Annotated in this window: 23 protein-coding genes and 1 tRNA gene; 11 read left to right on the forward strand and 13 right to left on the reverse strand. The window is 70.0% G+C overall.

What is annotated here, in order from left to right:
- Positions 1–22 precede the first annotated feature (22 nt).
- Positions 23–1,003, reverse strand: coding sequence for an agmatinase (gene speB, locus BW949_RS00580; RefSeq protein ID WP_076362994.1), 981 nt, complete (start codon positions 1,001–1,003; stop codon positions 23–25).
- Positions 1,004–1,228: 225 nt separating this feature from the next.
- Between speB and BW949_RS00585 the strand changes: the two genes are divergently transcribed.
- Positions 1,229–2,272 (forward strand): cytochrome-c peroxidase, encoded by a 1,044-nt coding sequence (locus tag BW949_RS00585; RefSeq protein WP_076362995.1) that lies wholly within the window; start codon positions 1,229–1,231, stop codon positions 2,270–2,272.
- Between the two features lie 91 nt (positions 2,273–2,363).
- Here BW949_RS00585 and BW949_RS00590 read toward each other — a convergent pair whose 3' ends face one another.
- Positions 2,364–3,941 carry a LysM peptidoglycan-binding domain-containing protein gene (locus tag BW949_RS00590; protein ID WP_143524380.1) on the reverse strand — a complete coding sequence of 526 codons (1,578 nt, stop codon included), beginning with the start codon at positions 3,939–3,941 and terminating at the stop codon, positions 2,364–2,366.
- 197 nt (positions 3,942–4,138) lie between these two features.
- On the opposite strand from BW949_RS00590, the gene BW949_RS00595 reads away from it, so the two are divergent.
- On the forward strand, positions 4,139–4,696 hold the full coding sequence (locus tag BW949_RS00595; protein ID WP_076362997.1) for an LOG family protein: 558 nt from the start codon (positions 4,139–4,141) through the stop codon (positions 4,694–4,696).
- Here the strand turns inward: BW949_RS00595 and rarD are convergent.
- Both rarD and BW949_RS00605 read right to left on the reverse strand, forming a co-directional pair.
- The gene (gene rarD, locus BW949_RS00600) at positions 4,633–5,601 is read right to left on the reverse strand and encodes an EamA family transporter RarD (protein WP_076362998.1); all 969 of its coding nucleotides are present in this window, start codon (positions 5,599–5,601) and stop codon (positions 4,633–4,635) included. The genes BW949_RS00595 and rarD overlap by 64 nt on opposite strands.
- A 181-nt stretch (positions 5,602–5,782) precedes the next feature.
- A complete protein-coding gene (locus BW949_RS00605) occupies positions 5,783–6,382 on the reverse strand; it encodes a superoxide dismutase (RefSeq protein ID WP_076362999.1) in 600 nt (199 codons plus the stop codon).
- 339 nt (positions 6,383–6,721) lie between these two features.
- On the opposite strand from BW949_RS00605, the gene BW949_RS00610 reads away from it, so the two are divergent.
- Positions 6,722–6,798: transfer RNA gene (locus BW949_RS00610), tRNA-His, on the forward strand.
- Positions 6,799–7,077: 279 nt separating this feature from the next.
- On the opposite strand, the gene BW949_RS00615 is transcribed toward BW949_RS00610, so the two are convergent.
- On the reverse strand, positions 7,078–9,006 hold the full coding sequence (locus tag BW949_RS00615) for a methyl-accepting chemotaxis protein (RefSeq protein ID WP_076363000.1): 1,929 nt from the start codon (positions 9,004–9,006) through the stop codon (positions 7,078–7,080).
- Positions 9,007–9,134: 128 nt separating this feature from the next.
- Between BW949_RS00615 and BW949_RS17240 the strand changes: the two genes are divergently transcribed.
- On the forward strand, positions 9,135–9,338 hold the full coding sequence (locus BW949_RS17240) for a hypothetical protein (protein ID WP_210187209.1): 204 nt from the start codon (positions 9,135–9,137) through the stop codon (positions 9,336–9,338).
- Positions 9,339–9,574: 236 nt separating this feature from the next.
- Here the strand turns inward: BW949_RS17240 and BW949_RS00620 are convergent, their stop codons facing one another.
- The 4 genes from BW949_RS00620 to BW949_RS16415 are packed head-to-tail and all read right to left on the reverse strand — an operon-like array spanning position 9,575 to position 13,392.
- Entirely contained in the window at positions 9,575–10,357 is a 783-nt protein-coding gene (locus BW949_RS00620; RefSeq protein WP_076363001.1) for a heme ABC transporter ATP-binding protein, read from the reverse strand.
- A gap of 3 nt (positions 10,358–10,360) precedes the next feature.
- Positions 10,361–11,419, reverse strand: a complete 1,059-nt coding sequence (locus BW949_RS00625; protein ID WP_076363002.1) for a FecCD family ABC transporter permease — start codon at positions 11,417–11,419, stop codon at positions 10,361–10,363.
- 3 nt (positions 11,420–11,422) lie between these two features.
- Entirely contained in the window at positions 11,423–12,349 is a 927-nt protein-coding gene (locus BW949_RS00630) for a heme/hemin ABC transporter substrate-binding protein (RefSeq protein ID WP_076363003.1), read from the reverse strand.
- A complete protein-coding gene (locus BW949_RS16415) occupies positions 12,346–13,392 on the reverse strand; it encodes a ChuX/HutX family heme-like substrate-binding protein (RefSeq protein WP_159440026.1) in 1,047 nt (348 codons plus the stop codon). The genes BW949_RS00630 and BW949_RS16415 overlap by 4 nt, the downstream gene beginning before the upstream one ends.
- A 409-nt stretch (positions 13,393–13,801) precedes the next feature.
- Between BW949_RS16415 and hutW the strand changes: the two genes are divergently transcribed.
- Both hutW and hutX read left to right on the forward strand, forming a co-directional pair.
- Complete coding sequence (gene hutW, locus BW949_RS00640; RefSeq protein ID WP_083947570.1) at positions 13,802–15,256, forward strand: heme anaerobic degradation radical SAM methyltransferase ChuW/HutW; 1,455 nt, start codon at positions 13,802–13,804, stop codon at positions 15,254–15,256.
- A 41-nt stretch (positions 15,257–15,297) separates the two neighbouring features.
- On the forward strand, positions 15,298–15,819 hold the full coding sequence (hutX, locus tag BW949_RS00645) for a heme utilization cystosolic carrier protein HutX (RefSeq protein WP_076363004.1): 522 nt from the start codon (positions 15,298–15,300) through the stop codon (positions 15,817–15,819).
- Between the two features lie 113 nt (positions 15,820–15,932).
- Here hutX and BW949_RS00650 read toward each other — a convergent pair whose 3' ends face one another.
- Positions 15,933–18,086 (reverse strand): TonB-dependent receptor domain-containing protein, encoded by a 2,154-nt coding sequence (locus tag BW949_RS00650; RefSeq protein ID WP_083947503.1) that lies wholly within the window; start codon positions 18,084–18,086, stop codon positions 15,933–15,935.
- 191 nt (positions 18,087–18,277) lie between these two features.
- Between BW949_RS00650 and BW949_RS00655 the strand changes: the two genes are divergently transcribed.
- The 4 genes from BW949_RS00655 to BW949_RS00670 are packed head-to-tail and all read left to right on the forward strand — an operon-like array spanning position 18,278 to position 20,697.
- Positions 18,278–18,988 (forward strand): MotA/TolQ/ExbB proton channel family protein, encoded by a 711-nt coding sequence (locus tag BW949_RS00655; protein WP_083947504.1) that lies wholly within the window; start codon positions 18,278–18,280, stop codon positions 18,986–18,988.
- A gap of 9 nt (positions 18,989–18,997) precedes the next feature.
- Positions 18,998–19,402 (forward strand): ExbD/TolR family protein, encoded by a 405-nt coding sequence (locus BW949_RS00660; RefSeq protein ID WP_235816171.1) that lies wholly within the window; start codon positions 18,998–19,000, stop codon positions 19,400–19,402.
- Complete coding sequence (locus tag BW949_RS00665) at positions 19,403–19,834, forward strand: ExbD/TolR family protein (protein WP_076363006.1); 432 nt, start codon at positions 19,403–19,405, stop codon at positions 19,832–19,834.
- The gene (locus BW949_RS00670) at positions 19,831–20,697 is read left to right on the forward strand and encodes a TonB family protein (protein ID WP_076363007.1); all 867 of its coding nucleotides are present in this window, start codon (positions 19,831–19,833) and stop codon (positions 20,695–20,697) included. Before BW949_RS00665 ends, BW949_RS00670 begins: the two co-directional genes overlap by 4 nt.
- Positions 20,698–20,734: 37 nt before the next feature.
- Here BW949_RS00670 and BW949_RS00675 read toward each other — a convergent pair whose 3' ends face one another.
- Both BW949_RS00675 and BW949_RS00680 read right to left on the reverse strand, forming a co-directional pair.
- Positions 20,735–21,232 (reverse strand): GNAT family N-acetyltransferase, encoded by a 498-nt coding sequence (locus BW949_RS00675; protein ID WP_076363008.1) that lies wholly within the window; start codon positions 21,230–21,232, stop codon positions 20,735–20,737.
- Positions 21,229–21,498, reverse strand: a complete 270-nt coding sequence (locus tag BW949_RS00680; protein ID WP_076363009.1) for a YjhX family toxin — start codon at positions 21,496–21,498, stop codon at positions 21,229–21,231. The genes BW949_RS00675 and BW949_RS00680 overlap by 4 nt, the downstream gene beginning before the upstream one ends.
- Positions 21,499–21,805: 307 nt before the next feature.
- Here BW949_RS00680 and BW949_RS00685 point away from each other — a divergent pair, with 307 nt between their 5' ends.
- Positions 21,806–23,743 carry a methyl-accepting chemotaxis protein gene (locus BW949_RS00685; RefSeq protein WP_076363010.1) on the forward strand — a complete coding sequence of 646 codons (1,938 nt, stop codon included), beginning with the start codon at positions 21,806–21,808 and terminating at the stop codon, positions 23,741–23,743.
- Between the two features lie 502 nt (positions 23,744–24,245).
- On the opposite strand, the gene BW949_RS00690 is transcribed toward BW949_RS00685, so the two are convergent.
- Entirely contained in the window at positions 24,246–25,268 is a 1,023-nt protein-coding gene (locus BW949_RS00690) for an LLM class flavin-dependent oxidoreductase (RefSeq protein WP_076363011.1), read from the reverse strand.
- Positions 25,269–25,313: the final 45 nt, after the last annotated feature.

Consider the following 25,313-nt stretch of genomic DNA (forward strand, 5'->3'; position numbering starts at 1 on the left):
GTGGCGCGAGACGGCGCCCCGGTCAAGGGGCGGCCCGTCGCGTGGCGGCGTAAAGACAGGCGATTTCCACCGCGACATGTGCCCCGGCGATGGCGGTGGCGCCGGTGGTGTCATAGGGCGGGGACACCTCGACCACATCGCCGCCCAGAAGGTTGACGCCGCGCAGGTCCTTCAGGATCTGCGCCGCCTGCCACGAGGCGAGCCCCCCCCAGACCGGCGTGCCCGTGCCCGGCGCAAAGGCGGGGTCCAGACAGTCGATGTCAAAGCTCAGGTAGCACGGGCGCGCGCCCACCACCTCGATGATCTCCTGCGCGACGGTCTCGGGCGAGATCCGATGCACGGCCGGGGCATCGACGATGGTCACCCCCATCGTATCGGGATTGTCGGTGCGGATACCCACCGAAACCGTGGCGGCGGGGTCCACGACGCCTTCGCGAATGGCCTTGTAAAGGAAGGTGCCGTGGTCGATCCGGGCGGGGTTGTCGTCGGCCCAGGTGTCGGTGTGGGCGTCGAAATGGATCAGGGCCAGCGGCGCGCCCAGCGCTTCGGCATGCGCGCGCAGGATCGGCAGCGTCACGAAATGATCCCCGCCCAGCACCAGCGTCCCCGCGCCCGCGCGCAGGATCTCGGCCACGCGGGCCTGAAGCGTGCCCGGAAAGGCCCCCAGATCGGCGTAATCGAAGGCCAGATCGCCGGTGTCGACGATCTCCAGCACCTCGGTCGGGTCGAAGCCCCAGCCATAGGGCGCATCGGGCGCCTGAAGGGCGCTGGCCTCGCGGATGGCGCGCGGCCCGAAACGGGTGCCGGGCCGGTTGGTCACCGCCTGATCGAACGGCACACCCAGAACCGCCAGGTCCACCCCGGTCAGATCCTTGCTGTAGCGCCGGCGCAGGAACGAGGTCGCCCCTGCAAAGGTGTTCTCGAAGACCGGGCCGCGATTGCCGCCGGCCTCCGGTCGTGCAAAGGCCATGTCCACCTGATGTCGTGCATCCTCGAGCGCCATGCTCCGCCGTCCTTCCCAGATCCGTCCATTGCTGCGGGGCGTTCCCGCCTGTTGCGCCCCCGCACGCGGTAGACTGCGCGCCGCCGCGCCGGGGTCAAGCGGAACCGAGCGTCGCGGGCAATCATAAGCGAAAGATGAATCTTCGAGTCGCCCTGATCCAGATCAAATCGTCTCACGCAATTGTGAGTTAGAAAGATTCTACAATCTTGCCAACAGGAGCCTCCGATGTCCTCCGCGAAATTCTCCCTTGCCGCTGCCGCGCTGGTCGTGGCGGCGCCCGCGCTGGCCGATGACGCCGCCCTGCGCGAGCAGGCCCGCGAGCTGTTCGAAACCATCCCTCTGGCCGCGCCGACCCTGGAAAACAACGTGATCTCGCGCGATCGCGTCGATCTGGGCGCCATGCTCTTCTTCGATCCGCGCATGTCGCGTTCGGGTCTGTTCTCGTGCCAATCGTGCCACAACATCGGGCTGGGCGGCGTGGACGGTCTGGAAACCTCGATCGGGCACGGCTGGCAGAAGGGGCCGCGCAACGCCCCCACCATGCTGAACGCGGTCTTCAACATCGCCCAGTTCTGGGACGGCCGCGCCCCGGATCTGGCCGCGCAGGCCAAGGGCCCGGTCCAGGCCGGGGTCGAGATGAACAACACCCCCGACCGCGTGGTGGCCACGCTCGAATCCATGCCCGGCTATGTCGAGGCCTTTGACGCCGCCTTCCCCGGCGAGGAAAACCCGATCACCTTCGACAATTTCGCGCTGGCGGTCGAAGCCTTCGAGGCCACGCTGATCACCCCCAACGCCAAGTTCGACCAGTTCCTGATGGGCAATGACGGCGCCATGAGCGATCAGGAGAAACGCGGCCTGGCGCTGTTCATCGACACCGGCTGCGTGGCCTGCCACGCCGGCATCAACGTCGGCGGCCAGGGCTATTACCCCTTCGGCGTGGTCGAGAAACCCGGCGCCGACATCCTGCCCGAAGGCGACAAGGGCCGCTTTGCCGTCACCGAAACGGCCGATGACGATTACGTCTTCCGCGCCGCGCCGCTGCGCAACATCGCGCTGACCGCGCCCTATTTCCACTCGGGCAAGGTCTGGGATCTCAAGCAGGCGGTGGCGATCATGGCCAACTCGCAGCTGGGCGCGGAATTGTCCGAAGAGCAGATCGACGACATCGTGGCCTTCCTGGGCGCGCTGACGGGCGAACAGCCGCAGGTCGTGCATCCGACGCTGCCGCCGCGCACGATGACGACGCCGCTGCCCGAGGAAATGTAAGCCTTCCCTTCGTCTGCGACCGATGGGCCGTCCCCCTTGGGGGCGGCCTTTTTCATGGCCCGCAGTGCGCGCGCGGGGGGACAGGGTGGGCCTAGCGCGGCACCACGAAGACCTGGCCGGGGTAGATCAGGTCGGGGTCGCGGATCTGGGCGCGGTTGGCCTCGAAGATCCGGGTATAGAGAATGCCGCGCCCATAGGCCCGGCGCGAAATCGCCCAGAGCGTCGCCCCCGAGGCGATGGTGACGCGCTGCACCGACACGCCATCCGCCGCGCTGACCGCGATCGGCGCGGGCCGGGCGCCGGTCTGCCCCCCCTCGCCCGGCAGGGCGGACGCCACGGCCGTATCGTCGCCGGCCGGCGCGGGAGCGGAGGAGGCGGCGACGCCCCGCATGTCCCGTTCCGGCATGTCCCGTTCCGGCATGCGCAGATATTCGACCTCGATCCGCGCCAGCACGCGGGCCGCACCGTCTTCGGGGTCGCGCGACAGGCGCAGCCCCTGCGGCGCGCCCTCGAGCCCCTCAAGGCGCAAAAGCGCCCGCCCCGCGGTCACGTTCTCCAGCCGCACGCGGAACCGCCCCTCGCGGCCGGTCGGCACATGCGCGGCATAGGCGCCGTCCAGATAGACGACGACCTGCCCGATCCGCGGCCCCGCCCGGCCCGACAGGATCACGGACTGATCCGCCTGGGTCAGCGTATCCAGCACCAGCATCCCCGCAGGCACCGGCGCGGCGGGCTGCATCAGCCTTGGCCCTTCGGCGCCCAGCACCAGGACGCGCCGCGCCGGGTCCGACGCGAAGAACGCGCGCGGGCGGTCGGCCTCGGCCGCGGCGGGCGGCGTCGGAACGGGCGCGGGATCGGCTTCGGCGGCGCCGGCGGGCGCTGCCGCGATCTCCACCTCGGCCGACGGCGCAGCGGCGGTGTCGCCGTGCTCCGCCACCGCTTCGGGCGTGATCTGACCGGTCGCACCGGGGGACAGCTCTCGCTCGGGGCGGACCGACGGCAGCAGGACCAGCGTTTCACCGGCCGGGCGCAGCGCACCGGCGTCATCCGCAGCCCGCAGCCCGATCACGCGCGGCCGGTCGGCTTCGGGCAGATCCAGCACCAGCGCAAAGGCGCCATCCGCCCCGGCGCGGCTGCGCCCGACGGGCAGGCCGTCCACGACGATCTCGACCTCGGCGGCAGGCGGGGCATGACCGGCCACCACCACCGAAGGGCCTTCGGCGCGCAGAAGGTCAAACCCCGCCGAATCGTCGCCCCACGCATCGGGGGTCCGGCCATCGGCCATGCCGGTCACCGCCGCCGCGTCGGGACCATCCGCGCGTTCTGCAAGCGTGGCCGGGTCCGGCGCCACCGCTTGCGCCGGGGCCGGCGCGGTCTCGGCCGGGCGCGGCGCCTGCGGTGTGGAGGACTCGGAGCGCGCCTCGGGCGGGGTGACTTCAGCGCCCCCTCCCGCCCCCGGCGGCGCTTGCGGCGGGGTCTGCGCTTCGGGCGTGGGCGCGCTGTTCAGGCTCAGGAATGCGGCCAGCCCCGCCAGCAGCATCACCGCCGCCGACGCCCCCAGCGCCATGTTCCCCGCGCGCCGCGCCGCGCCCGGCCCTGCGGGATCTGCCGGCCCTGCGGCCGTGTCGTGATGCGGATCGTCCTGCATCGCCTTCGCGGTCCTCGACATCAATGTCCGCGCCCGTTCGGCGGCGCCCCGGCGATCGTTCCGAAACCGCGTCGGCCCGCATTCCGGGCAATTCCGGCATTGATGCCGCGGCAGACCGGCCTTCGGACCGGCGCCCTTGAGCGAACCTATCAAGCCCGCTATCACCGCTCAAGAGAGCCGCGCGCCCTGGCCCCCGCTCCGTCCGAAAAGGAGACCCCATGCCCCGCCCCACCCGTTCGGTCTGTGTCTACTGCGGCTCGCGCCACGGCGCCCGCCCGGCCTATGCCGAAGCCGCCCGCGCCACCGGCACGATGCTGGCCCGCAAGGGCTGGCGGCTGGTCTATGGCGCCGGCGACGTGGGCCTGATGGGCGAGGTCGCGCGCGCCGCCCAGGAGGCCGGGGCCGAGACCTTCGGCGTCATCCCCACCCATCTCTTCCGCCACGAGGTCGGCAAGCGCGACCTGACCACCTTCGTCGTCACCGAGAACATGCACGAGCGCAAGAAGGTCATGTTCATGAACTCGGACGCGATTGCGGTGCTGCCGGGGGGGGCGGGCTCGCTCGACGAATTGTTCGAGGTGCTGACCTGGCGCCAGCTGGGCCTGCACGAGAAACCGATCTTCCTGCTCGATACGGAAGATTACTGGAAGCCGCTGATGCTGATGATGCAGCAGATGATCGGCGAGGGTTTCGCCGATGCCAGCCTTCTGGATTACCTGATCCGCGTGCCCGATGTCGCGGCGCTGGAGGACGGGCTGGCCGCCGCGCTGGGCTGAGACGGCACAGCCGGCCTGGCGCGCGCACCATTCCCGCGCCAGGCCGCCAGCGTGTAAAGCGCCAGCGCCAGCCAGATCATCCCGAAGGCCAGCGCGTGCCAGGGCGTGAAGGGTTCGACAAAGACCAGCGTCGCCACCAGGAATTGCAGCGTGGGGTTGAGATATTGCACCAGCCCCACGGTGGCCATGCTGACCGCCTGCGTCGCCCGCGAGAAGAGCAGCAGCGGCACCCCCGTGATCGGCCCCGACGCCACGAGCAACAGGCTGAGCCAAAGGTCGTGCCCGAAGATCCCCACCGGCCGCGCCATCGCCCAGAACCCGCCGTGCAGGGCCACCAGCGCCGCCACCGCCAGCGGGGCCAGGATCACCACCTCGGCCAGGACCGACACCACCCCCGGCACCGGCAAGCGCTTCTTGAGAAGACCATAGAGACCAAAGCTCAGGCCCAGCGCCAGCGCGATCCAGGGCGCCGCCCCCAGCCCCCAGGACAGAAGGCCCACCGCCGCCGCCGCCAACCCCACGGCCACGGCCTGAAGCCGCCCCAGCTGCTCGCCCAGAAACAGCCGGCCCAGCGCCACCGCCACCAGCGGAAAGACGAAATACCCCAGCGACGCCTCGGTCGCGCGGTCCATCTGCACCGAAGAGATGAACACCAGCCAGTTGACCGAGATCGCCACCGCCGCCCCCGCGATCAGCCCGAAATGCGCGCGCAACGCCTGCGACAGAAGCCGCCCGCGCCCCGTGGCCAGCACCACCGCGCCCAGAAAGACCAGCGACCACAGCGTGCGATGCGCCAGGATCTCGACCGGGGCCACGGGCGCCAGCGCATGGTAGAACAGCGGCGACAGCCCCCAGATCGTGCAGGCCGCGATCAGGGACAGAAGGCCGGCCTTGGTCTGGGTCATGTTGGCCTCGGAAGCGGAATGGAACGGCGGCGAATGTGCCGCCTTGCGCGCGGCTTGGAAAGGGGCAGCTTCCTGGAAAGGGGCAACGGCGCGCCCGCCGCCCCAAAGGGAAAGGGCCGGACACCCGTCGGCATCCGGCCCTTTCGTTTTCAGGCCCTACAGTTCAGTCGAAAAAGTCAGATCACAGACGCGCGGCGACGGCCTCCCAGTTGACCAGCTTGTCCAGGAAGTTGGCCAGATAGGCCGGCCGCTTGTTGCGGAAGTCGATGTAATAGCTGTGCTCCCAGACGTCGCAGCCCAGAAGCGCGGTCTGCCCGAAGCACAGCGGGTTCACGCCGTTCTCGGTCTTGGTGACCTTGAGCGCGCCATCGGTGTCCTTCACCAGCCAGCACCAGCCCGAGCCGAATTGCGCGGCACCGGCGGCGGCGAAGTCCTCCTTGAATTTCTCGACCGAGCCGAAGCTCTCGATCAGCGCCTTTTCCAGCTCGCCCGGCATGGTCTTGCCGGCCGGACCCATCACCTCCCAGAACAGGTTGTGGTTCCAGTGCTGGCTGGCGTTGTTGAAGATGCCCGATTGGGCGACCGCGCCGGCCTGGTAGGTGCCGCGCACGATATCCTCGAGCGCCTTGCCCTCCCATTCGGTGCCGGCGATCAGCTTGTTGCCGTTGTCGACATAGGCCTTGTGGTGCAGGTCGTGGTGAAATTCCAGCGTCTCTGCGGACATGCCCAGGGGGGCCAGGGCATCGTGGGCATAAGGAAGATCGGGAAGAGTAAACGTCATCTTGCAAGTCCTTTCGCGTCTGTCGCGCGATTGCGCATCGCTTCTTCCCCACACATGGGGTCTTCCAACCGAAAAGGTCAAGAGGTCGCCGGGACATTTTGCCGCAATGCCGCCCGGGATGGCCTGCAAGACGCCAGCGCCCGCCGCCAGGGCCGGCCCCGCGCGCCCCCGCCCCCCATTGGCGCGCTTTCCGGCGCCCCGCACGACGCCCGCACGACGCCCGGCAGGGGCCAGACGGGGGCCGGACGGGGACAGCGGCGGCGGGATGCGGAAACCGGCACGGAACTGCACGCGCCCCCCTTGCAATCCCCGCGCGGCGACGTTAGACGAACGCGCAGTGCCGCCTTAGCTCAGTTGGTTAGAGCACCAGATTGTGGATCTGGGGGTCCCCCGTTCGAGCCGGGGAGGCGGTACCACTCCCCCCCCCGCAGATTTTCGTGGTGCCCTGCCCTTGGGCTGAGCAGAGGGGCCGCTCACAATGGCTTGAGCGCGGCCCTGATCGGCGGGCCCCGCACCGGCGGCGGCCCTCATCGGGACATTTCGGGCCGGGCGCGCGCGGACACGGGCGGTTTCGCCGACCGCAGTCCGCGAATCACACGCCCCCCCAAATGCGCCCTTTCACGGAAAACGGCCCCGCGTTCCAGAAGCCGCGGGGCCGTGCTGGAACGACCGGATCAGAGCAGGGCCGCGCCCGCTTACCAGCCCGAGGCGCGGGCCAGCGGTTCCTCGCGCGTCACGCGGAAGACCGAGCTCAGCTCGCGCAGCGTCTGCGCTTCGGTCAGCAGACCCTGGCTGGCGGCCGAGTTTTCCTCGAACATCGCGGCATTGCGCTGGGTCACCTGATCGAGCTGGTTGACCGCCGTCGTCACCTCGTTGATGCCGACGGATTGCTCCGAGGCCGAGGTCGAGATCGACTTGAGCAACTTGTCGAGATCGCCCACCAGCGCCTCGATCTCGCCCAGCGCGGTGTCGGACTTGCTGGCCAGTTGCACGCCCGCGCCGACCTGTTTCGACGAGGTCTCGATCAGCTCGGCAATCTCCTTGGCCGCCTCCGAGGAGCGCTGCGCCAGTGCGCGCACCTCCGAGGCCACGACCGCAAAGCCGCGCCCGGTCTCGCCGGCCCGCGCCGCCTCGACGCCCGCGTTCAGCGCCAACAGGTTGGTCTGGAAGGCAATGTCGTCGATCACGCTGGTGATCTTCGAGATCATCTCCGAGCTCTTGGCGATGTCGTGCATGGCCTGCACCGTGTCGCGCACCACGTTGCGCCCGGCGCCCGTGGTTGCCAGCGCCATCTCGACCGAACGCGCAGCGTCGCGCGTGCCTTCGACCGACGAGGTGACCGCTGCGGCCATCTGGTTCATGGCGGCGGCCGTTTCCTCAAGCGAAGCGGCCTGGGCTTCGGTGCGCCGGCCCAGCTCCTCGGAGGCATTGCTGAGCACCTGCGCCTCGCCCTCGATGGTGCGCGCGCTTTCCACGATCGAGGTCGCAAGCCCGGCGATCTTGGACACCGCCGCGTTGAAGTCATGGCGCAGCTTTTCATAGGCCGGCGGGAAATCTTCGTCGATCTGCACGGTCAGATCCCCTTCCGAGATCGCGGCCAGCCCCTGGGCCAGCGTGTTCACCAGATGCTCCTGTTCGCGCATCTGAGCCTCGCGCGCGGCCTCCTCGCGGCGGCGCTGGGCCTCTTTCTCGGCGCGCTCGGCCTCCTCGCGTTGCATCGCCGCGCGCTCGGCCTCCAGCTCGCGCGCGCGCAGCGCCGCGTCGCGTTCGCGGGCCTCTTCCTGGGCGCGCTGCAACTCGGCCTCCTTTTCGGCCCGCGCCGCCTCGAGCGCGGTCTTCTCGACCAGCGCCTGGCGGAACACCTCAAGCGCGCGCGCCATCGTGCCCACCTCGCTGCGCGCCGTCGCATGCGGCACGGGGGTTTCGGTGTCACCGTTGGTCATGTCCTCCATGCGCTTGCCGATGGCCGAGATGGGCCCGGTCACGCTGCGCGCAAGGATGGTGGACAGGACCAGCAGCGCCGTCGCCGCCACGCCCAGCAAGATCATGCTGACCTGACGCAGATGCGCCAGCGCCGCCTCGATGTCCGACACATAGGAGCCGGTGCCGATGACCCAGCCCCAGGCCGGGAAGGTCTTGACGAAGCCGATCTTCTCCTCGACCACGTTGGTGCCCGGATTGGCGAAGTAATAGCGCAGCGCGCCCGCCCCGTCGCGGCTGGCGATCTTGAGCATCTCCTGGAAGAAGGCGGTGCCGTAATGGTCCTTGTAGCTCATCTTGTTCTGGCCGACCCAGTCGGGCGACATCGGATGGGCCACCACCACGCCGTCGGAATTGAAGGCGTAGAAATACCCGTTGCCGTCGTAGCGCAGCCCGTCGAGCCGGCGCACCCCCTCGGCCTGGGCTTGCGCGCGCGTCATCTGACCCGCGGCGACCTCCTGCTCAAGCGCGGCCAGCACGCTGATCGCGGTGTCGGTGACATCGCTCAGGTGCCGTTCGCGCATGGCATAGGCATTGGTCATGGAGGTGGAAAGAAGGATCTCGGACAAGATCACGATGGAGAGGGTCGCAATGGCGACAATCCCGTAGATCCGGGCCGGAATACTGAAGAGAAAAACTTTCATGACGTGGTTCCCGAATTTCGCGACACAAATCGTCCACTTGCGATCTGCACGAACCGGTTTAGAAACATCCTCTGAAGAGCCGGTTAATTGCGGCAACGGCAGGGAAATCCGGATTGAATCATGCGCCCATGAAACGCCCAATTTTCCAGCAGTTTTCTTGGCACTCCACTCTGGAGAATTTCATAAAAAACGGCGCGCCACACAAAAACATCACCCCCGAAGAAACCGTATTAACCGCGAAATCAGCCGAAATACGAAATTACAAAATGATTATAATTATGATGCTTAAAGATATGCCCTTCGCAGATGCGCCCCATGTGTTATCAAAATAAGTCGCTCATCAATACATTTTGCACAGCCAATCCACACAGAATTGCGCCTTAAAATACCACCGCCCCGCCATTGCCTCGCTGCGACTGCACAATCATGGATTGAAAATCCTGGGGGCCATTTTCGCCGGACCGGCCTCGCCCGCCCTGCACGGGCGCCTTGGGAAAATCGTGCGAATTCGACAGACTTCCCGCCCGATCCGCAGGCCGCGGGCCGCAGGCCGCGGGCCGCCGCCGGATCAAACCGCCGCGGCGGTCTGGGGCAGCACGAAGACATGGCCGGGCGGCGGCGTCACGTTCACCCGCAGCGCGGTGCCATAGGCGCGCGACAGCGGGCGGTCGGCCAGAACGGCGCCGGGCGGGCCGGCGGCCTCGACCCGGCCGCGGTTCAGCAGCGTGATCTGCGCGGCAAACATTGCCGTCAGGTTCAGATCATGCATGACCGCGATCACGCCGCCGCCGCGGGCGGCATAATCGGCCATCAGCGCCATGACCTGCAACTGGTGGCCGATGTCGAGGCTGGCCACCGGCTCGTCCAGGAAAAGCCAGCGCGGCACCCCGGCCACGACCGGTTCCCAGACCTGCGCCAGCGCCCGTGCCAGATGCCCGCGCGCCTGCTCGCCCCCCGACAATTCCTGGAACAACCGGTCGGCATGGGCGGCCAGATCGACCGCGCGCAGCGCCTGGCCCACCACTTCGGGGCGGGCGGCCGACAGGCCCGCCGACAGGCCCATCTGCACCACCTCGCGCAGGGTGAAGGGAAAGGCCACCGCCCCCGCCTGCGGCAGCACCGCGCGCCGGGCCGCCATCTCGGCGGGGGGCAGGCGCGCGCAATCCTGCCCGTCGAGCGTGATCGCGCCGCGGGGGCGCAATTCGCCCGTCAGCGCGCGCAGAAGCGTGGTCTTGCCCGAGCCGTTCGGCCCGACGATGGCGGTGATCTGGCCCGGCCGGGCGGTGAAATCGACCCCGTTCAGGACCGGGCGCCCGCCCAGCGACAGGTGAATGTCCGTGGCCGTCAGCATGGCTCAGACCTCCAGAAGCGCGCGGCGGCGCAGCAGGATCCACAGGAAGACCGGCGCGCCCAGAACGGCGGTGACGATGCCGATGGGCAATTCCGCCGGCGCCACCAGGATGCGCGCCAGCGTGTCGGCCAGGATCAGCACCGCCGCCCCCAGAAGCGCCGCCGCCGGCAGAAGGCCGCGGTGATCGGGCCCCATCACCAGGCGCAGGAGATGCGGCACCACGATGCCGACAAAGCCGATCCCCCCCGAGACCGCCACCGCCGCCCCCGTAGCCGCCGCCACCAGCAAGATGGTGGCCGATTTCACCCGCTCGACCGGGATGCCCATGTGATGGGCCGCCGCCTCGCCCAGCGCCAGCCCGTTCAGCCCCCGCGCCAGAACCGGCGCCGCCAGCAGCACCGCCAGCATCAGCGGCGCCCCGGCCTGCACCTTGGCCCAGTTCGCCCCGGCCAGCGAGCCCAGGCCCCAGAAGGTCAGGTCGCGCAATTGCCGGTCGTCGGCCAGATAGATCATGACCCCCGTCAGCGCGCCGGCCAGCGCCGCGATGGCGATCCCGGCCAGAAGCATTGTCGCCATCGAGGTGCGCCCGCCCCGCGTGGCGACCCGATAGAGGACCAGCGTGGTGATCCAGCCCCCGGCAAAGGCCGCAAGCGGCACCGTCCAGACCCCGGCCACGGCCAGCACCGCAGGCGGCAAAAGCCCCCCCAGAACGATCGCCAGCACCGCGCCGAGGCCCGCGCCCGCGCCCACGCCCACCAGCCCCGGATCGGCCAGCGGGTTGCGAAAGAGCCCCTGCATCAGCGCCCCCGAAACCGCCAGCGCCGCGCCCACCAGCGCCCCCAGCACCAGCCGCGGCAGGCGGATGTCCCAGACGATCACGTGGTCGCGCAGGCTGGCGCCCTCGCCCCAGAGCGCCGCACGCACCGAGGTTTCGGCCGCGCCCTGAAACAGCCCCACCCCGGCGGCCACGGCCAGAAGAAGCGCCAGCCCCGCCATCACGAGGCCGGGCGCCGGGCGCCCCGGACGACGGGGGGGGGCCTCGCGGTGCGCGATCGCCACCATGGCCTAGCCCTCCGCCGGATAGAGCGCGGCGTTCAGATCGCGGATGGCCTGTCCGATCCGCGGCCCGAAGCCCAGAAGCGCCAGCCCGTCCATCACCACCAGCGCGCGGCTGGCGGCGGCGGGGCTGGCGGCCAGCGCCGGCATGGCAAACAGCGCCTCGGGGGTGGGGGTGCTGTCGCCTGCCATCATCACCACGACCTCGGGGGCGGCAGCGATCAATGCCTCGTCCGAGACCTGCTTGTAGCCCGAAAAGCCCGTCAGCGCGTTGCGCGCACCGGCCAGCTCCAGCATCCGCTCGGCCGAACTGTCCGACCCGGCCGCCATCAGCCGCCCCCCGGCGGTCGACAGCAGGAAGATGGCGCGGCGGGGCCCAATGCCCTCCGATTGCCCCCGCGATTGGCCCGCCGTGACGGCGGCACGCGCAGCGGCGATCTCGGCCTCGACCCGCGCGGACAGCGCAGCCCCCGCCTCCGGCATGTCCAGCGCCGCGGCCACGGCGTCGATCTTGCGCAGGACGCCCGCGGGGCTGGGGTCGTCGGGGATGATGACGAAGGGGGTCGAGGCCGCCTCGATCGCCTCGACCGCCTCGGCGGGGCCTGCACCCTCCTCGGCCAGGATCAGCTCGGGGCCCAGCGACAGCACTCCCTCGGGCGACAGACGCCGGATATAGCCCACATCGGGCAGCGCCGCGGCCTGGGGCGGAAAGACCGAAGTGGTGTCGCGCCCGACCAGCCGATCGCCCGCCCCCAGCGCATAGACGATCTCGGTCACCGCACCGCCGATCGACAGCACGCGCATGGCAGACTCAGAGGCAGGCCCCGAGGCGGGCTCCGAGGCCGCCGCCGTCGCCGTCACGGTCACCGACGCCAGCCCGACCGCCAAAGCCAGCCCGCGCAGAACCGCAGCCCCCCTCACCACAGGCCCCCTCATTCCGCGGCCTCCTTGCCGTCGGAACGGCGCGGGGCCGCGAGGCTGGGTTCGGCGGCGATCAGCGCATCCCAGGCGGAAATGGCGGCCTCGCCCGCGCGGCGCATCCCGAAGATCTGCGCGATCAGCGTGCCGTCGGCCTCGAACGCCTCGAGCGAGACCGCCGGCCCCGCCTTGGTGGGCTTGGTCGCGGCCCAGACCTCGGCCACGCGCGCGCAGTCAAGATCCAGCCACAGATCGGGCGCGCGCATCTTCAGAAGATCGCTCTCGAAATGCGGGGCCGGCAGCGGGCCGCCGTGGATCTCGATGCAGCCGCGATTGCCGACGAAGGCCATCATCGGCACCCCCCCGGCCGCCGCCGCCCCCAGCACGCGCGGCACCGCATCGGGCGAGAGCGCACGTGCCAGCGGCGCGCCCGCCAGACGATAGGCGCCCAGACGGTTCATCTTGAGCCGCGAGACCAGGCGCAGGAACTGATGCGTGTCGGTCAGCTCGGCCCAGCCCTGGCGCAGATCCGCAAGGCGGGCGGGATTGGCGCGCGCGCCTTCGGGGGCGGGCGCCGGCGCAAGCGGGGCGGGCTCTGCCGGACAGGCCAGCGCCGACACCAGCGCGTCCCAGGCCGCGGGATCGGTCGCCTCGGTCGCCAGGATCGCATGGAGCGGCGCGCCGGACGCATCGAAGACATGCAGCGACCGCCGCCCCGCCGCCGAGACCACCGCCCGCGCATGCGCCCAATGCGCCGCAAAGAGCCGCAGGTCGATCTGCGGATCGAGCACCATCGACGCATGCGGCCCCGACTGGAAATTGCGATAGAGGCCGGTCTTGGCGATGCGCGCCGCACCACCACCGCTGGCAGTGACCCCGGTCAGCGGCCCCAGATCCGCCAGCGCCGGGATCAGCCGGTCGGGATGGGCCACCACCGCGGCCCGGTCCAGATCCGCGCGCCCGTCAAGCGACGGCAGATCGGCCAGGGCAAGCGCCATGTCGGCGGAGAGCGGTCGATCGGTGTGGGGCGGTTGGTCGGTGGGGGGCGGGAATTGGGACATCGAGGCCTCCTTCTGGGTCGTCCGGGATCGGGTCGACGGGATCTGGAAACGCCTGTCTGGCCCGCCCCCGAAGATCCGGAAGCGTCTGGATCCGGCGGCGTCTGCTCGATATCGCGCGGGCGCGGCGCGCCCTATTCCGATTCTTTTAATCAAGAATAACTGCGCTGGCAAGTCGCATCCTGCCCCCTTGCCCGCCACCACAAACAAAAGTAAAAGAGTCGGGATTTTGTCCGTCAGGCCCCAGCTTTCGCCCGGCCCCCTGATCCCTTCAGACCGACCGGGGGCCTGCCTGATGACCCAATCCGCGCCGCGTCCCGCATATGCGGGGCCCACATCCACACATGCCACGGCTTCGGGACCACGCGACACACCTCCCGCCACCGCGGGACAGGGCCTTGCGTCGCCCGCGATGGCCGCACGCCGCCCTCCGCAGCCCGAGGCCGCCAACACGCCCCCCACCGCGGCGGGGCACGCGGCGCGCCGGCCCGCGTCGGATTTCTTCGCCCGCATCGGCGGCGACCCGCTGACCGACGCCTTTCCGCCCAAGCGCGGCGCGCATCCGCCCTCGGGCGCGGTGCCGGTGCCGGCCGACCAGATCCCCGACCTCTGGGCCGCGCTTCAGGACCGCCCGCGCCGCGACCCTTCGGTCGCCTATGTCCATATCCCCTTTTGCGAAACGCATTGCCTTTTCTGCGGCTTCTACCAGAACCGCTGGCACCCCGACCGCGGCCCGGCCTATGTCGATGCGGTGCTTGCGCAGGCCCGCCGGGGCGCCGATCACCCCGCGCAACAGGGCGTGCCGCTGCGCGCGCTCTATCTCGGCGGGGGCACGCCCACGGCGCTGGCCACGCCCGATCTGGTGCGCCTGATCGAGGGGCTTCGCGCCCTTCTGCCGCTGGCGCCCGATTGCGAGATCACCCTCGAGGGGCGGCTCCTGTCGCTGGACCGCGACAAGGCCCGCGCGGCCTTCGATGCGGGCGTCAACCGCGTCTCGCTGGGGGTGCAGAGCTTCGACGAACGCCTGCGCCGCCGCCTGGGCCGGCGCACCGGGCGCGCCGAAGCGATCGCGCTCCTGTCGGATCTGGCGGAAATGGACCGCGCCGCGCTGATGATCGACCTGATCTTCGGCCTGCCGGGTCAGGAGATCGACGCCTTTGCCGCGGATGTGACGCTGGCGGCGGGGCTGGGGCTGGACGGGATCGACCTCTATGCGCTGAACCTGATCCCCGGAACGCCGCTTCTGCGCGCGGCCGAAAACGGCAAGCTGACCCCCGCCCCGCGCGAGCGCCTGGGGCTCTATTACCGCGCGGGCGCCGAGGCGATGGCGCAGGCGGGCTGGGCGCCGCTGTCGTGTTCGCATTGGCGCGCCACCCCGCGCGAGCGCAGCCTCTATAATTTCGCGGTGAAATCGGGGGCGGAATGTCTGGCCTTCGGCGCCGGGGCGGGCGGCAATCTGGGCGGGGCGGGGTTCCGCCTGCGGCCCGACCTGGCCGCCTATCACGACGCGATCGCAACCGGCCAGCCGCCGGTGGCGATGATGACGCGCGCAGGCCCGCATGCCGCGGTGCTGGCCGCGATCCGCGCCGGGATGGAGCGCGGGCATCTCGACCCCGCCGCCATCGACCGCGCCCATGCCGAAACCCACCCCGCCACAACCCACTCCGCCGCGCCCCTGGCCTTTGCCGATCTGGCCGCGCCGCTTCTGTCGCAATGGCACGCGGCCGGGCTGATTGCGCCGCAGGCCTCGGGCCATGCGCTGACGCTGGCGGGGCGGTTCTGGTGCGTGACGCTGACCGGCCATCTGCTGGCCTGGACGCTTCAGGAGCTGGCCGCAGCCGGGGCCCCCGGGCCGGCGCAGGCCTGAAGCGCCCCCTCTCATTCATTCCCAACCAGAAGGAACGACCCATGGTCCTGACCCGTCCCGACACCGCCGACCGGATTCTGGCCGCGCTGGCCGCACGGCCCGGCGCCGCCCTCGAGGATCTGGCCGCCGAAACCGGCGCCACACCCCTTGGCGTGCTGGCCTGCCTGCCCGAAGCAGAGGTCCGCGCCCTGCCCGGCACCCGCTTCGTCGAGGTGATGGAGGAGATCACCGGCTGGGGTCCGATCACGCTGGTGGTCAATACCGGCGATGTCGTGCTCGAGGCGCGGGGCCCGCTGCCCCACGGCAAGATGGGGCAAGGCTATTACAACCTGCATGGCACTCCCATCGGCGGGCATCTGCGCGCCGAGGCCTGCGAGGCCATCGCCTTCGTGACGCGCGCGCTCTTCGGCACCCCGTCCCGTTCGGTGCAATTCTATTCGAAATCGGGGGCGTGCATGTTCAAGATCTATCTCGGGCGCGATGCGAACCGGCAGATGCTGCCCGATCAGGTGGCGGCCTTCGAGCGCGCGGCCGAGATCTTTGCCGCCCCGGCCGCCGCCTGAGGCCCCCCACCACGCGCGGCCCCCTTGCCGGGGGGCCGCCGCCCCGGCCTTTCCCCACCCCATCCCCCCGCGGCCCGGAACGCAATCCGGGCCGCGGGCATTTACGTTCGGGCTCAGAACCGGATCTGGCCACCAACCTGGATCGTGCGGCCGCGCCCGCCCAGACCGTCCTCGGCCTCGTTGAACGAGACATTGCCCACCTGATAATACCGGTCGGTCACGTTCTCGATGCTGGCATAGAGATCCATGCGGTCGGACACCTTCCAGGTGGCAAAGACATCGAGCACGGTCGAGGCCTTGACCGGGATCGGCGCGCCCATGCTGAAGGCGGGGGTGGTGTAGATCATCGGATAGGCGGTCGAGGGCCCGGTATAGCGCACCCGCAGACCCGTCCGCAGCGCCCCGTCCCGCCATTTCCGGCCCAGCTCCAGCGTGGCGTAATCATCGGGCAGTTCGGCAGTCGAGGCGGTCATCCCGCCATAGGCCCCGAGCGGCTTCGACGTATCCGCGATGGTCAGCGACAGCCCCCCGAACCATTCGGGCGCATCATAGCGGGCCTCGAGCTCGAGGCCCGACATGCGCGTCGTGCCGTCGGTATTGACCCAGGTGACGGCGGTGTAATTGCCGAAAGTGCCATAGGTGATGTAATTCTCGATATCCGAGCGGAAAAGCGTCGCCGCCAGCGACAGGCTGTCGCCCGAGGCCCAGAGATCGCGCCCCTCCCAGCTGCCGCCGATCTCGAAGGTGTCGGCGGTCTCGGCCTCAAGATCGAGATTGGGCGCCGCCACCCGCGCCCAGGTCGTGTGCGCGGTGCCGGGATAGAACATCTCCTGCGCGGTGGGGGCGCGCATGGTGCGGGCATAGCTGGCAAAGAGCGTGGCCTCGGGGCGGACATTCCAGGTCAGCTTCAGGCTGGGGTTCCATTCGCCGCCCTTGCGCGTGGCCTCGGAAATCACCTGATTGCCGGTTGCGTCATAGGCGGTGGCGCCCTTGACCGTGTAATGGTCATAGCGCAGCCCCGCGGTCAGATCGACATCGCCCAGCGCCAGCGCGGCCTCGGCAAAGGCGCCGGCCTTGCGCAGGGTTCCGTCCGCGTTCGACCCCGCCCCGGCCTTGCCCTCGTAGTCGTCCGAGGTCACCGCAACGCCATAGCTCAGCTGCACCGGCAGACCGCCCAAGCTCAGGTCCGAGCGGTTGGTGATGTCAAAGCCCAGCCCCGTGTTGACCCCGTCGCGCCCGACAAAGGCCGAACTGGTGCTGGCGCTGGCGGGAAAGGCGATCTCGGTCCGGGTCCAGTAGAGATGGGTGGACAGGTTGAGAAGCGCGCCGGTCGAGATCTCGTGCTCGGCCGAGACGGTGCGGCGCGACAGATCCCAGACATAGCCCGAAGATTCCTGCGCGGCAAAGCGGTTGTCATAGCTTTGCGCCGACAGCTTGAGCCGGTGATCGGGGGCAAAGGCGAATTCCCCCTTGAGCAGGAACGACCGCGGATCCTGCCCGCCGGTCGAGTCCGTGCCCTGCCCGTCGCTGTAGGTGCCCTCGCCAAAGCCCGAGATCGCCGCCAGCAGGCCGAAGCTGCGCCCCTGGCCCAGATCGTGCTGCATCGCGCCGGCCAGCGTCGCCGACCAATCCTTGCCGTTCGTGCCGCCGCCAAAGCGCAGAAGGCCGCCCCGGTTCCGGCCGTCCTCCAGCACATCGGCAATGTCGAGCGTGCGGAAATTCGCAGCCCCCCCCAGCGTGCCCATCCCCGCCGCACCCGAGACCGCGCCGCGGGTGATGTCCACCCCCGCCAGAAGGCCCGGATCGACATAGACCAGCGTGTCCAGCGTGCCCGCATGCCCCGAGATGTTGCGGAAGGTCTGCGGCACCCCGTCGATCATGGAATTCACCCGGCCAAAGCTCTGCTGGCCGCGGATGTTGACGGTGACGCCGGGGTTGTCCGAGGCCGCGCGGGTATAGGTGCCGGGCTGGCTGTTGAGCGCGGCCTCGAGGTTGCCGCCCGTGGTGGCGGTCAGCTCCGCGCCGCTGATCTGCGACCGGCCGGGGGTGGCGGGGCCCGTGCCCTCGGCGGCGTCGGGGCGTTCGATCAGGATCGGGTCGAGAACGATCTCCTCGGCCAGAACGGGAGGGGCCAGAACGGGAGAGGCCAGAAGCGCAAGCGCACTGACACCGGCGGCAAGCGGGCGCAGACGGGCGGAGGCGCTCGGGCGGGCGGGTGCGCGGGGGGCGATAGGGGCGCGCGATGGCAGGGGATCGGTGTGGGTCATGCTGCAAGCTCCGGAAGAAGGGGATCCGTTGCTGGCAGGGAGCTGGCGCGGAAGAGACTTCCCGTTGATATTTACATGATTTATTTTGTCAAGTATTGTCGCGCGCAGGGCCGCCCCACTCAATCTTTTGTTGACTTTTTTGGTTGGTTTTTGAAGCGTAAGGCCATGCCCCCGACACCAGGAGCCCGGCCATGCCCCCGATAGACCCCACCCAAGCCCTTGCGAAGATACAGGAATTCGTCCTGATGGGCGGCCCGGCCATGATCGCCATCGCCGCGCTGTCGATTCTGGCGCTGACCACGATCTTGTGGAAACTCTGGCGCCTGTCATGGCTGGGCGCCTGGTCGGGGGGGCGGCACACGGCCCGCGCGCTGGATCTGTGGGCCGCGGGACGGCGCCCCGAGGCCCGCGCCGCGCTTTCGGGGCGGCACCACCTGCGCCCGCGCCTGGTGGCGGCGGCAATGGCGGCGGCCGAGACGCCCGGCCTCACCGAAGCCGGCGCGCGCGAGGAAACGCTGCGCGTGGCGCGCGGCCTGCTGCTCGAGGCGCGCGCGGGGCTGCGGCTGATCGAGCTTTGCGCCACCATCGGCCCGCTTCTGGGGCTTTTCGGCACCGTCACCGGCATGATCGCGGCCTTTCAAGCCTTGCAGGAGGCGGGCGCACAGGCCGACCCCGCAACGCTGGCCGGTGGCATCTGGGAGGCGCTTCTGACCACCGCGGCGGGCATGGCGGTGGCGATCCCCGCGCAGATCGCGTTGACCGGCTTCGAAAGCGTGCTCGACCGGCTGCGCCACGACATGGAGGACGCCGCGACGCGCGTCTTCGTCATCCGCCCCGGCGCCCAGAACAGCCCCGCCGCCCCCGCGCCCACCCCCGGCGCGATCCTGCGCGTGGCCGAATAGGGGGCGCTCATGGCGATCGACACGCCCCCGCCGATGGATCTGGCACCGGACCGCCCGCGCCGGCGCCCCGACCTCACGCCGATGATCGACGTGGTGTTCCTGCTGCTGGTCTTCTTCATGCTGGCCACCCGCTTTGGCACCGAGACGGCGCTTCCGCTCGTGACCGGATCGGGCGGCAGCGGCGCGCAATGGGACGGGCCGCTGCGGCTGATCGACGTGGGGCCGGGGGGGACGGTCGCGCTCAATGGCTCGACCCTGCCGCGCGGGGATCTGGCCGATCAGCTGCGCATGCTGATGCAGGGCCCAGACGACCCCATCTTGCTGCGGGCCCGCGACGCCAGCACGCAAGATCTGGTGTCGGTGATGGAATATCTGCGGGCCGCCGGGCTGGCCCGCCTGGTTCTGGTGAACTGAATGCGCATCCCCGACCCCGCCCCGCCTCGCACGCGCAGCGGCAATCTTCTGCCCATGATCAACGTCGTCTTCCTGCTGCTGATCTTCTTCCTGATCTCGGCCGAGATGACCCCGCCCCAGCCGCTTGAGGTGGCCCCGCCCGAAACCGCCACGGACGCGCCGCGCCCCGAAGCCGCGGGTCTCTTGCGGCTGTTCGTCGATGCCGAGGGCCAGCTCGGCTTTCAGGCCGCGCGCGGCCCCGCGGCGCTTGATGCCCTTGCGCGCGCGCGTGCGGCGCAATGCGCGGAGACCGACTGCACCGAAGCCCCCCCGCAGCTGCGGCTTCACGCCGATGCCGCGCTGGCCGCGGCAACGCTGGCCGATCTGCTGGGAAAACTGGGCGCGATGGGCTTTGCCAAGGTCGATCTGATCACGCGCGAGGCCCGGCCATGAGCGCCCGCCGCACCGCCGAGATCGTGGCCTTCACCGCGCTGGCGCTGGCTTTGCATGGCGCGGCGTTCGGCGTCGTGCCGCGGCCTGACCCGGCGGGGGTGACGGCCGCCGGAAGCGGTGGGCAGGAGGTCATCTCGCTCGAGGCGGTGCCGGCGTCGGTCCAGGCGCGGATCGACTTTCTCGACCGCCCGCGGCTGCCCGCCCCCCAGATGACGCTGCCCGACAGCCCGCCGCGGATCGAGGTGCCGCTGCGCCTGCCCGCTCCGACGCTGACGCTGCCCGCAACCGCACCCGTGATCGACCTGCCCCGGATCGCCCCCCTGCCCGTGCCGCCCGCGGATCTTTCCCCCGCCCCCCCGCAGGAGACGCAGCCCGTGGCGGATCTGCCGCCCGAGGCCCGCATCGCGCCGCCCGAAAAGCCCGCGCGCCCGGACCGGCGCGCCGAGCGCCCCCGGCCCGCGCCCGCGCCCGCCACGGCCCCGCAACAGGCCCAGCGCGCCGCCGGCGCGGGCGGGGGCGCGGCCGCAGGCACCGCCGGTCCGGCCGCAAGCCGCGCCACGCTGTCGCCCGCGCAACAGGCCGAATTGCGCGCCAGCTGGGGGGCGGCGATCCGCGCCCGGATCGAACACCGCAAGAGCTATCCCGCCGCGGCGGGCCGGGCGGCCGGCGTGGTGACGCTGCGGCTGACGGTGGCGCGTTCGGGGGCGTTGGCGGGGGCGCATGTGGCGCGCTCCTCGGGACATGCCGCGCTCGATGCCGCCGCATTGGCCGCCGTGCGCCGCGCGGGCCACTTTCCGGCCGCGCCTCGGGGGCTGTCGGCGCCGCAATACACCTTTTCTCTGGGGGTCCGGTTTGCGCGATGATCGCGCGGGGCGAGGACCGCCCGCCCTGCGCCCGTTTTCAGCCCGTGCCGAAGGCCACATGCCAGCGCAGCACGCCCCGCGGCGCGGCATCCCCGAAGGGATGCGCCAGCACGTAAGGGTCGGGCACCCCCGGCGCATGCAACCCGGAAAAGGCGCGAAAGCCGATCCGGCCATAAAAGCCCGGATCGCCCACCAGCGCCACGCCCGACGCCCCCCGCGCCGCAAGATCGGCCAGGGCCTGACGCATCAAGGCGGTCCCGATCCCGCGGCGCTGATGGTCGGGATGCACCGCCAGCGGCCCGATGACGAACCAACGCCCGCCGCCGCCCTCGATCCGGCCCGCCGAGGCCGCGACATGCCCCACAGGCCCGGCCTCGGTCTCGGCCACCAGCGACAGAGCCAGCGCCCCCGCATCGCGCAGGGCCGCCACGATGGCCGCCTCGGTCCCGCTGGCATGGGGGGCGCCCGCGAAGGCCGCCCCCACCAGATCGGCAATCGCCGCGATATCGTCCGGGGTTTCCGCACGCAGTCTCATGCCATGCCTCCCTGGTTGTCATGTTGCGCCCGCACCATACGCCGTCCGCGCAACGAGATGCGATAGGGCGCGCCATTGCGTGATTCGATCAGCCCCTTGCGGCGCAGGCTCTGAAAGACGCGCAGGTCGCAATCGCTCAGCACCGCGCCTTCGCGGGTGAAACAGGTCACCTCGGACACCTTGCGCCCGCAGGCGCGCTCATGGCGGATCAGCCCGCCCAGCGCCAGAACGTGCAACGCACGTTGTTCGGCTCGTGAGATATTCATGGAAGTCTCGTGAAGATATGAAAAATCGGGGCGCGAACTCCCGGTTCGCACCGCGTCGACCTGATCTTCCCGTCACGCGGGAAGGCCGATCACACAAGCTCCGACATCCACTCTCCATCACGGCGCCGCCCACGGGCGCGGCCGCAAGGTTACGCCCGTGACAGCGCAAAGGCAATGCCGCCCCGGAAGGGCCGCGCGCAGGCGCTCTCGACCGCCCGGTCAGAAAAATACGTGTTTTTCATGCTTCTAAATATTTTTTTCACGCCTTGCCCCCACATTCCGGTGTTCAGTCAGGCATGGAGCACTCATGAAAGCGTTTCTCTTCAGCATCCCCGCGCGGATCTACGCGATCGTTGCCGTGGCGGCACTTTCGCTCCTGATTCTGTCGGAGCTTCTTCTGAATCTCTCGTTCGACAACGCCTACAAGATGCGCGAGCAGCATCTGAACGACGTGACCGACACGGCCATCTCGGTGCTGGTCGATCTCCAGCAGGAGGTCGAGCGCGGCACCATGACCCTGGAGGCTGCGCAGGACGAAGGGCGCCGCCGCCTGACCGCGTTGCGCTTCGACACCTCGGGCTATTTCTACGCCTTCGACGGCAAGGCCGTGATGCAGGTGCACCCGACGATGAAGGACTGGATCGGCAAGAGCCAGCTGGCCTACACCGACTTCTACGGAACCCGCATCTTCGAGGAAATGCTCAAGATCGCCGATGCCTCGGGCGCGGGCGCGCTGCGCTATTACTTCGCCAAGCCCGGCTCCGATGAGGCCGAGGAAAAGATCGGGTTCGTCAAGACCTTCCCGGCCTGGGGTTGGGTCGTCGGCACCGGCTCGTATGTGTCGGACATCAACGCCGCGCTGGCCCATCTGCGCCAGGTCAGCCTGATCCTTCTGGGGGTTGCCGTGGTGGCGCTGGTGGCGCTCTCGACGGTGCTGGCGCGCTCGGTCACCAAGCCGATCGCCGCGATCAGCACGCGCATGGAAGGCATGACCAACGGCGACACCGAAACGCCGGTGCCGCAGACCACCGCGCGCAGCGAGGTGGGCAAGATGGCGCGCGCGCTCGAGGTGTTCCGCCAGGCGCTGGTCGAGAAGAACGCGCTCGAGGCCGCCCGTCTCGAGAAGGAAGCCGAGCTGCGCCGCGCCCAGGATGAGGCCCGCGACCGCGAGGAAGCCCTGCGGCAGCGCGAGGCCGAGGCCGAAGCCGAAGCGCGCCGCCGCGAGGAGGCCGAGCGCGCCGAGAAAGAGGCCCAGCGCCGCCGCGAGGAGGCCGCGCGCGAGGCCCAGATGCGCGAACAGGAGCATCTGGTCGAGACGCTGGCGCAGGGTCTGGCCGCGATCTCGGAAGGGGATCTGACCGTGCAGATCGACGAAGATTTCCCGCCGGCCTATGAAAAGCTGCGCCATGACTTCAACGCGGCGGTGTCCAAGATCGCGGGGCTTGCGACCTCGATCGTGGAAAGCGCGCGCACCATCGAGGGCGAGGCGCAGGTGCTCAGCAATGCCTCCGAGGAGCTGGGCCGGCGCACCGAAACCCAGGCCGCTTCGCTTGAGGAAACGGCCGCCGCCATGAACCAGATGGCCGCAGCGGTCACCTCGTCGGTCGAAGGCACCCGTGACGCCACCCGCGCGGTGGAGCGCACGCGCGCGACCACGAGCGACGGCCGCGGGGTCGTGCGCCAGACCGTGCAGGCGATGAAGGATATCGCGCAAAGCTCCGAAAAGATCTCGAAGATCACAAGCGTGATTGACGACATTGCTTTCCAGACCAACCTGTTGGCGCTGAACGCGGGCGTCGAGGCGGCGCGGGCCGGCGAGACCGGGCGCGGCTTTGCCGTCGTGGCCTCGGAAGTGCGGTCGCTGGCGCAGCGGTCCTCGGAAGCGGCCAAGGAGATCGCCGAGCTGATCGAGACCTCGTCGCGTCAGGTGGGCACGGGGGTCGATCTGGCCTCGAAATCGGACAATGCGCTTGGCCAGATCGAGGGTCTCGTCGCCGAGCTCGACAGCCTGCTCAAATCGATCGAGACCTCGTCCTCGGAGCAATCCGTCGGCATCAACGAGGTGACGACGGCGGTCAACCAGCTCGACCAGGTGACCCAACGCAATGCGGCGATGTTCGAGGAAAACTCGGCCGCCAGCCAGGGCCTTCTGGCCGAGGCGAGATCGCTCAGGAACCTGTCCGCCGTCTTCCGCGTGCCGGGAGAGAGCGGCGGCAGCGGCCTCCAGCAGGCCTCGGGCTGGTAGCCCCCCCCGCGCCGGGATCGCATCCCGGCCGAGCCCCGGCGCGGCAGCCCCGAGAAGGGCCCGAGAAGGGAAGTGTCGCGCACCGGGTGCCGTACCGGCCAGCCGCCTCATTTAGCGAAGCGTCCCAGCAGATGGGGCGCCTCAGCACGCGAGGCACCTCGGAACGCGGTGCGCCTCCGCACGAGGGCGCCTCAGAACCGGGGGGCATCCGCAAAGGGAGCCTGCCCTACCGCGAAAGGCGCAACTGGGCGCACCCCCGCGGCAAGCGCGCATCGCGCCGCGTCGGAGCCAGATCAGGAAACCGCGAAACGTAAGACCGCCCCGGCATGCCGGGGCGGTCTTACGTTTTTTCCCCTTAACCGATCACCGCCTGCCCCATGTGGCAGAACGCCCGAAATCGCAGGGATCTAAGCGGAAGACGGGCCCGCACCGGGAACTCGGCATCGCAGGGCGCGCGCGGCCGGCCGCGTCAGCGGCCCCCGCCCGACACGCGGGGGAGGGCTCAGCGCCAGCCCAGCCCCGGCGCGACATGGGTCAGGATCGACTCGATCAGATGCGCGTTATAGGCAACGCCAAGCTGGTTCGGCACCGTCAGAAACAGCGTATCGGCCTCGGCGATGGCGGTGTCGCCCGCAAGTTCCGCGATCAGCTGATAGGGTTCTCCGACATAGCTGCGCCCAAAGATCGAGCGGGTGGTGCCGTCGATCACCCCCAGCTTGTCGCTGTCCGACCCGCCGCGTCCGAAATAGCTGCGGTCGAGATCGCTGACGATGGGAAAGATCGACCGGCTGACCGAGACGCGCGGGGCCCCCGCATGGCCCGCCTCGGCCCAGGCGGCGCGATAGGCGCGGATCTGCTCGGCCTGCTGGACATGGAAGGGCGCGCCGTTCTCGTCGTCCTTGAGGGTCGAGCTTTGCAGGTTCATCCCCAGCCGCGCCGCCCAGGCCGCCGTCGCGTTCGAGCCCGCGCCCCACCAGATCCGCGCGCGCAAGCCCTCGGACTGCGGCTCGAGCCGCAGAAGCCCCGGCGGGTTGGGAAACATCGGCCGCGGGTTGGGTTGGGCAAAGCCCTCGCCGCGCAGGAGATCCAGAAACACCTCCGTATGGCGGCGCGCCATGTCGGCGGGCGTCTCGCCCGCGCGCGGCGCATGGCCGAAATGGCGCCAGCCGTCGATCACCTGCTCGGGCGAGCCGCGGCTGAGCCCCAGTTGCAGCCGCCCGCCCGAGATCAGGTCGGCCGCGCCGGCCTCTTCGGCCATGTAGAAGGGGTTTTCATACCGCATGTCGATCACGCCGGTGCCGATCTCGATGCGCCGGGTGCGCGCCCCCACCGCCGCCAGCAGCGGGAAGGGCGAGGCCAGCTGGCGCGCGAAATGATGCACGCGGAAAAAGGCGCCATCCGCCCCCAGATCCTCGGCCGCTTCGGCCAGTTCGATGGATTGCAACAGCACATCGGCCGCCGAGCGGGTCTGCGAGTCCGAACCGGGGCTCCAATGGCCAAAGGACAGGAAGGCGATCTTCTTCATGACAATGCTCTTTCGTTCCGTGCATCACGCCGGACGGCCCGCGGA

It is taken from the genome of Phaeovulum vinaykumarii (assembly GCF_900156695.1).
In the GTDB taxonomy this organism is placed as follows: Bacteria; Pseudomonadota; Alphaproteobacteria; order Rhodobacterales; family Rhodobacteraceae; genus Bieblia_A; species Bieblia_A vinaykumarii.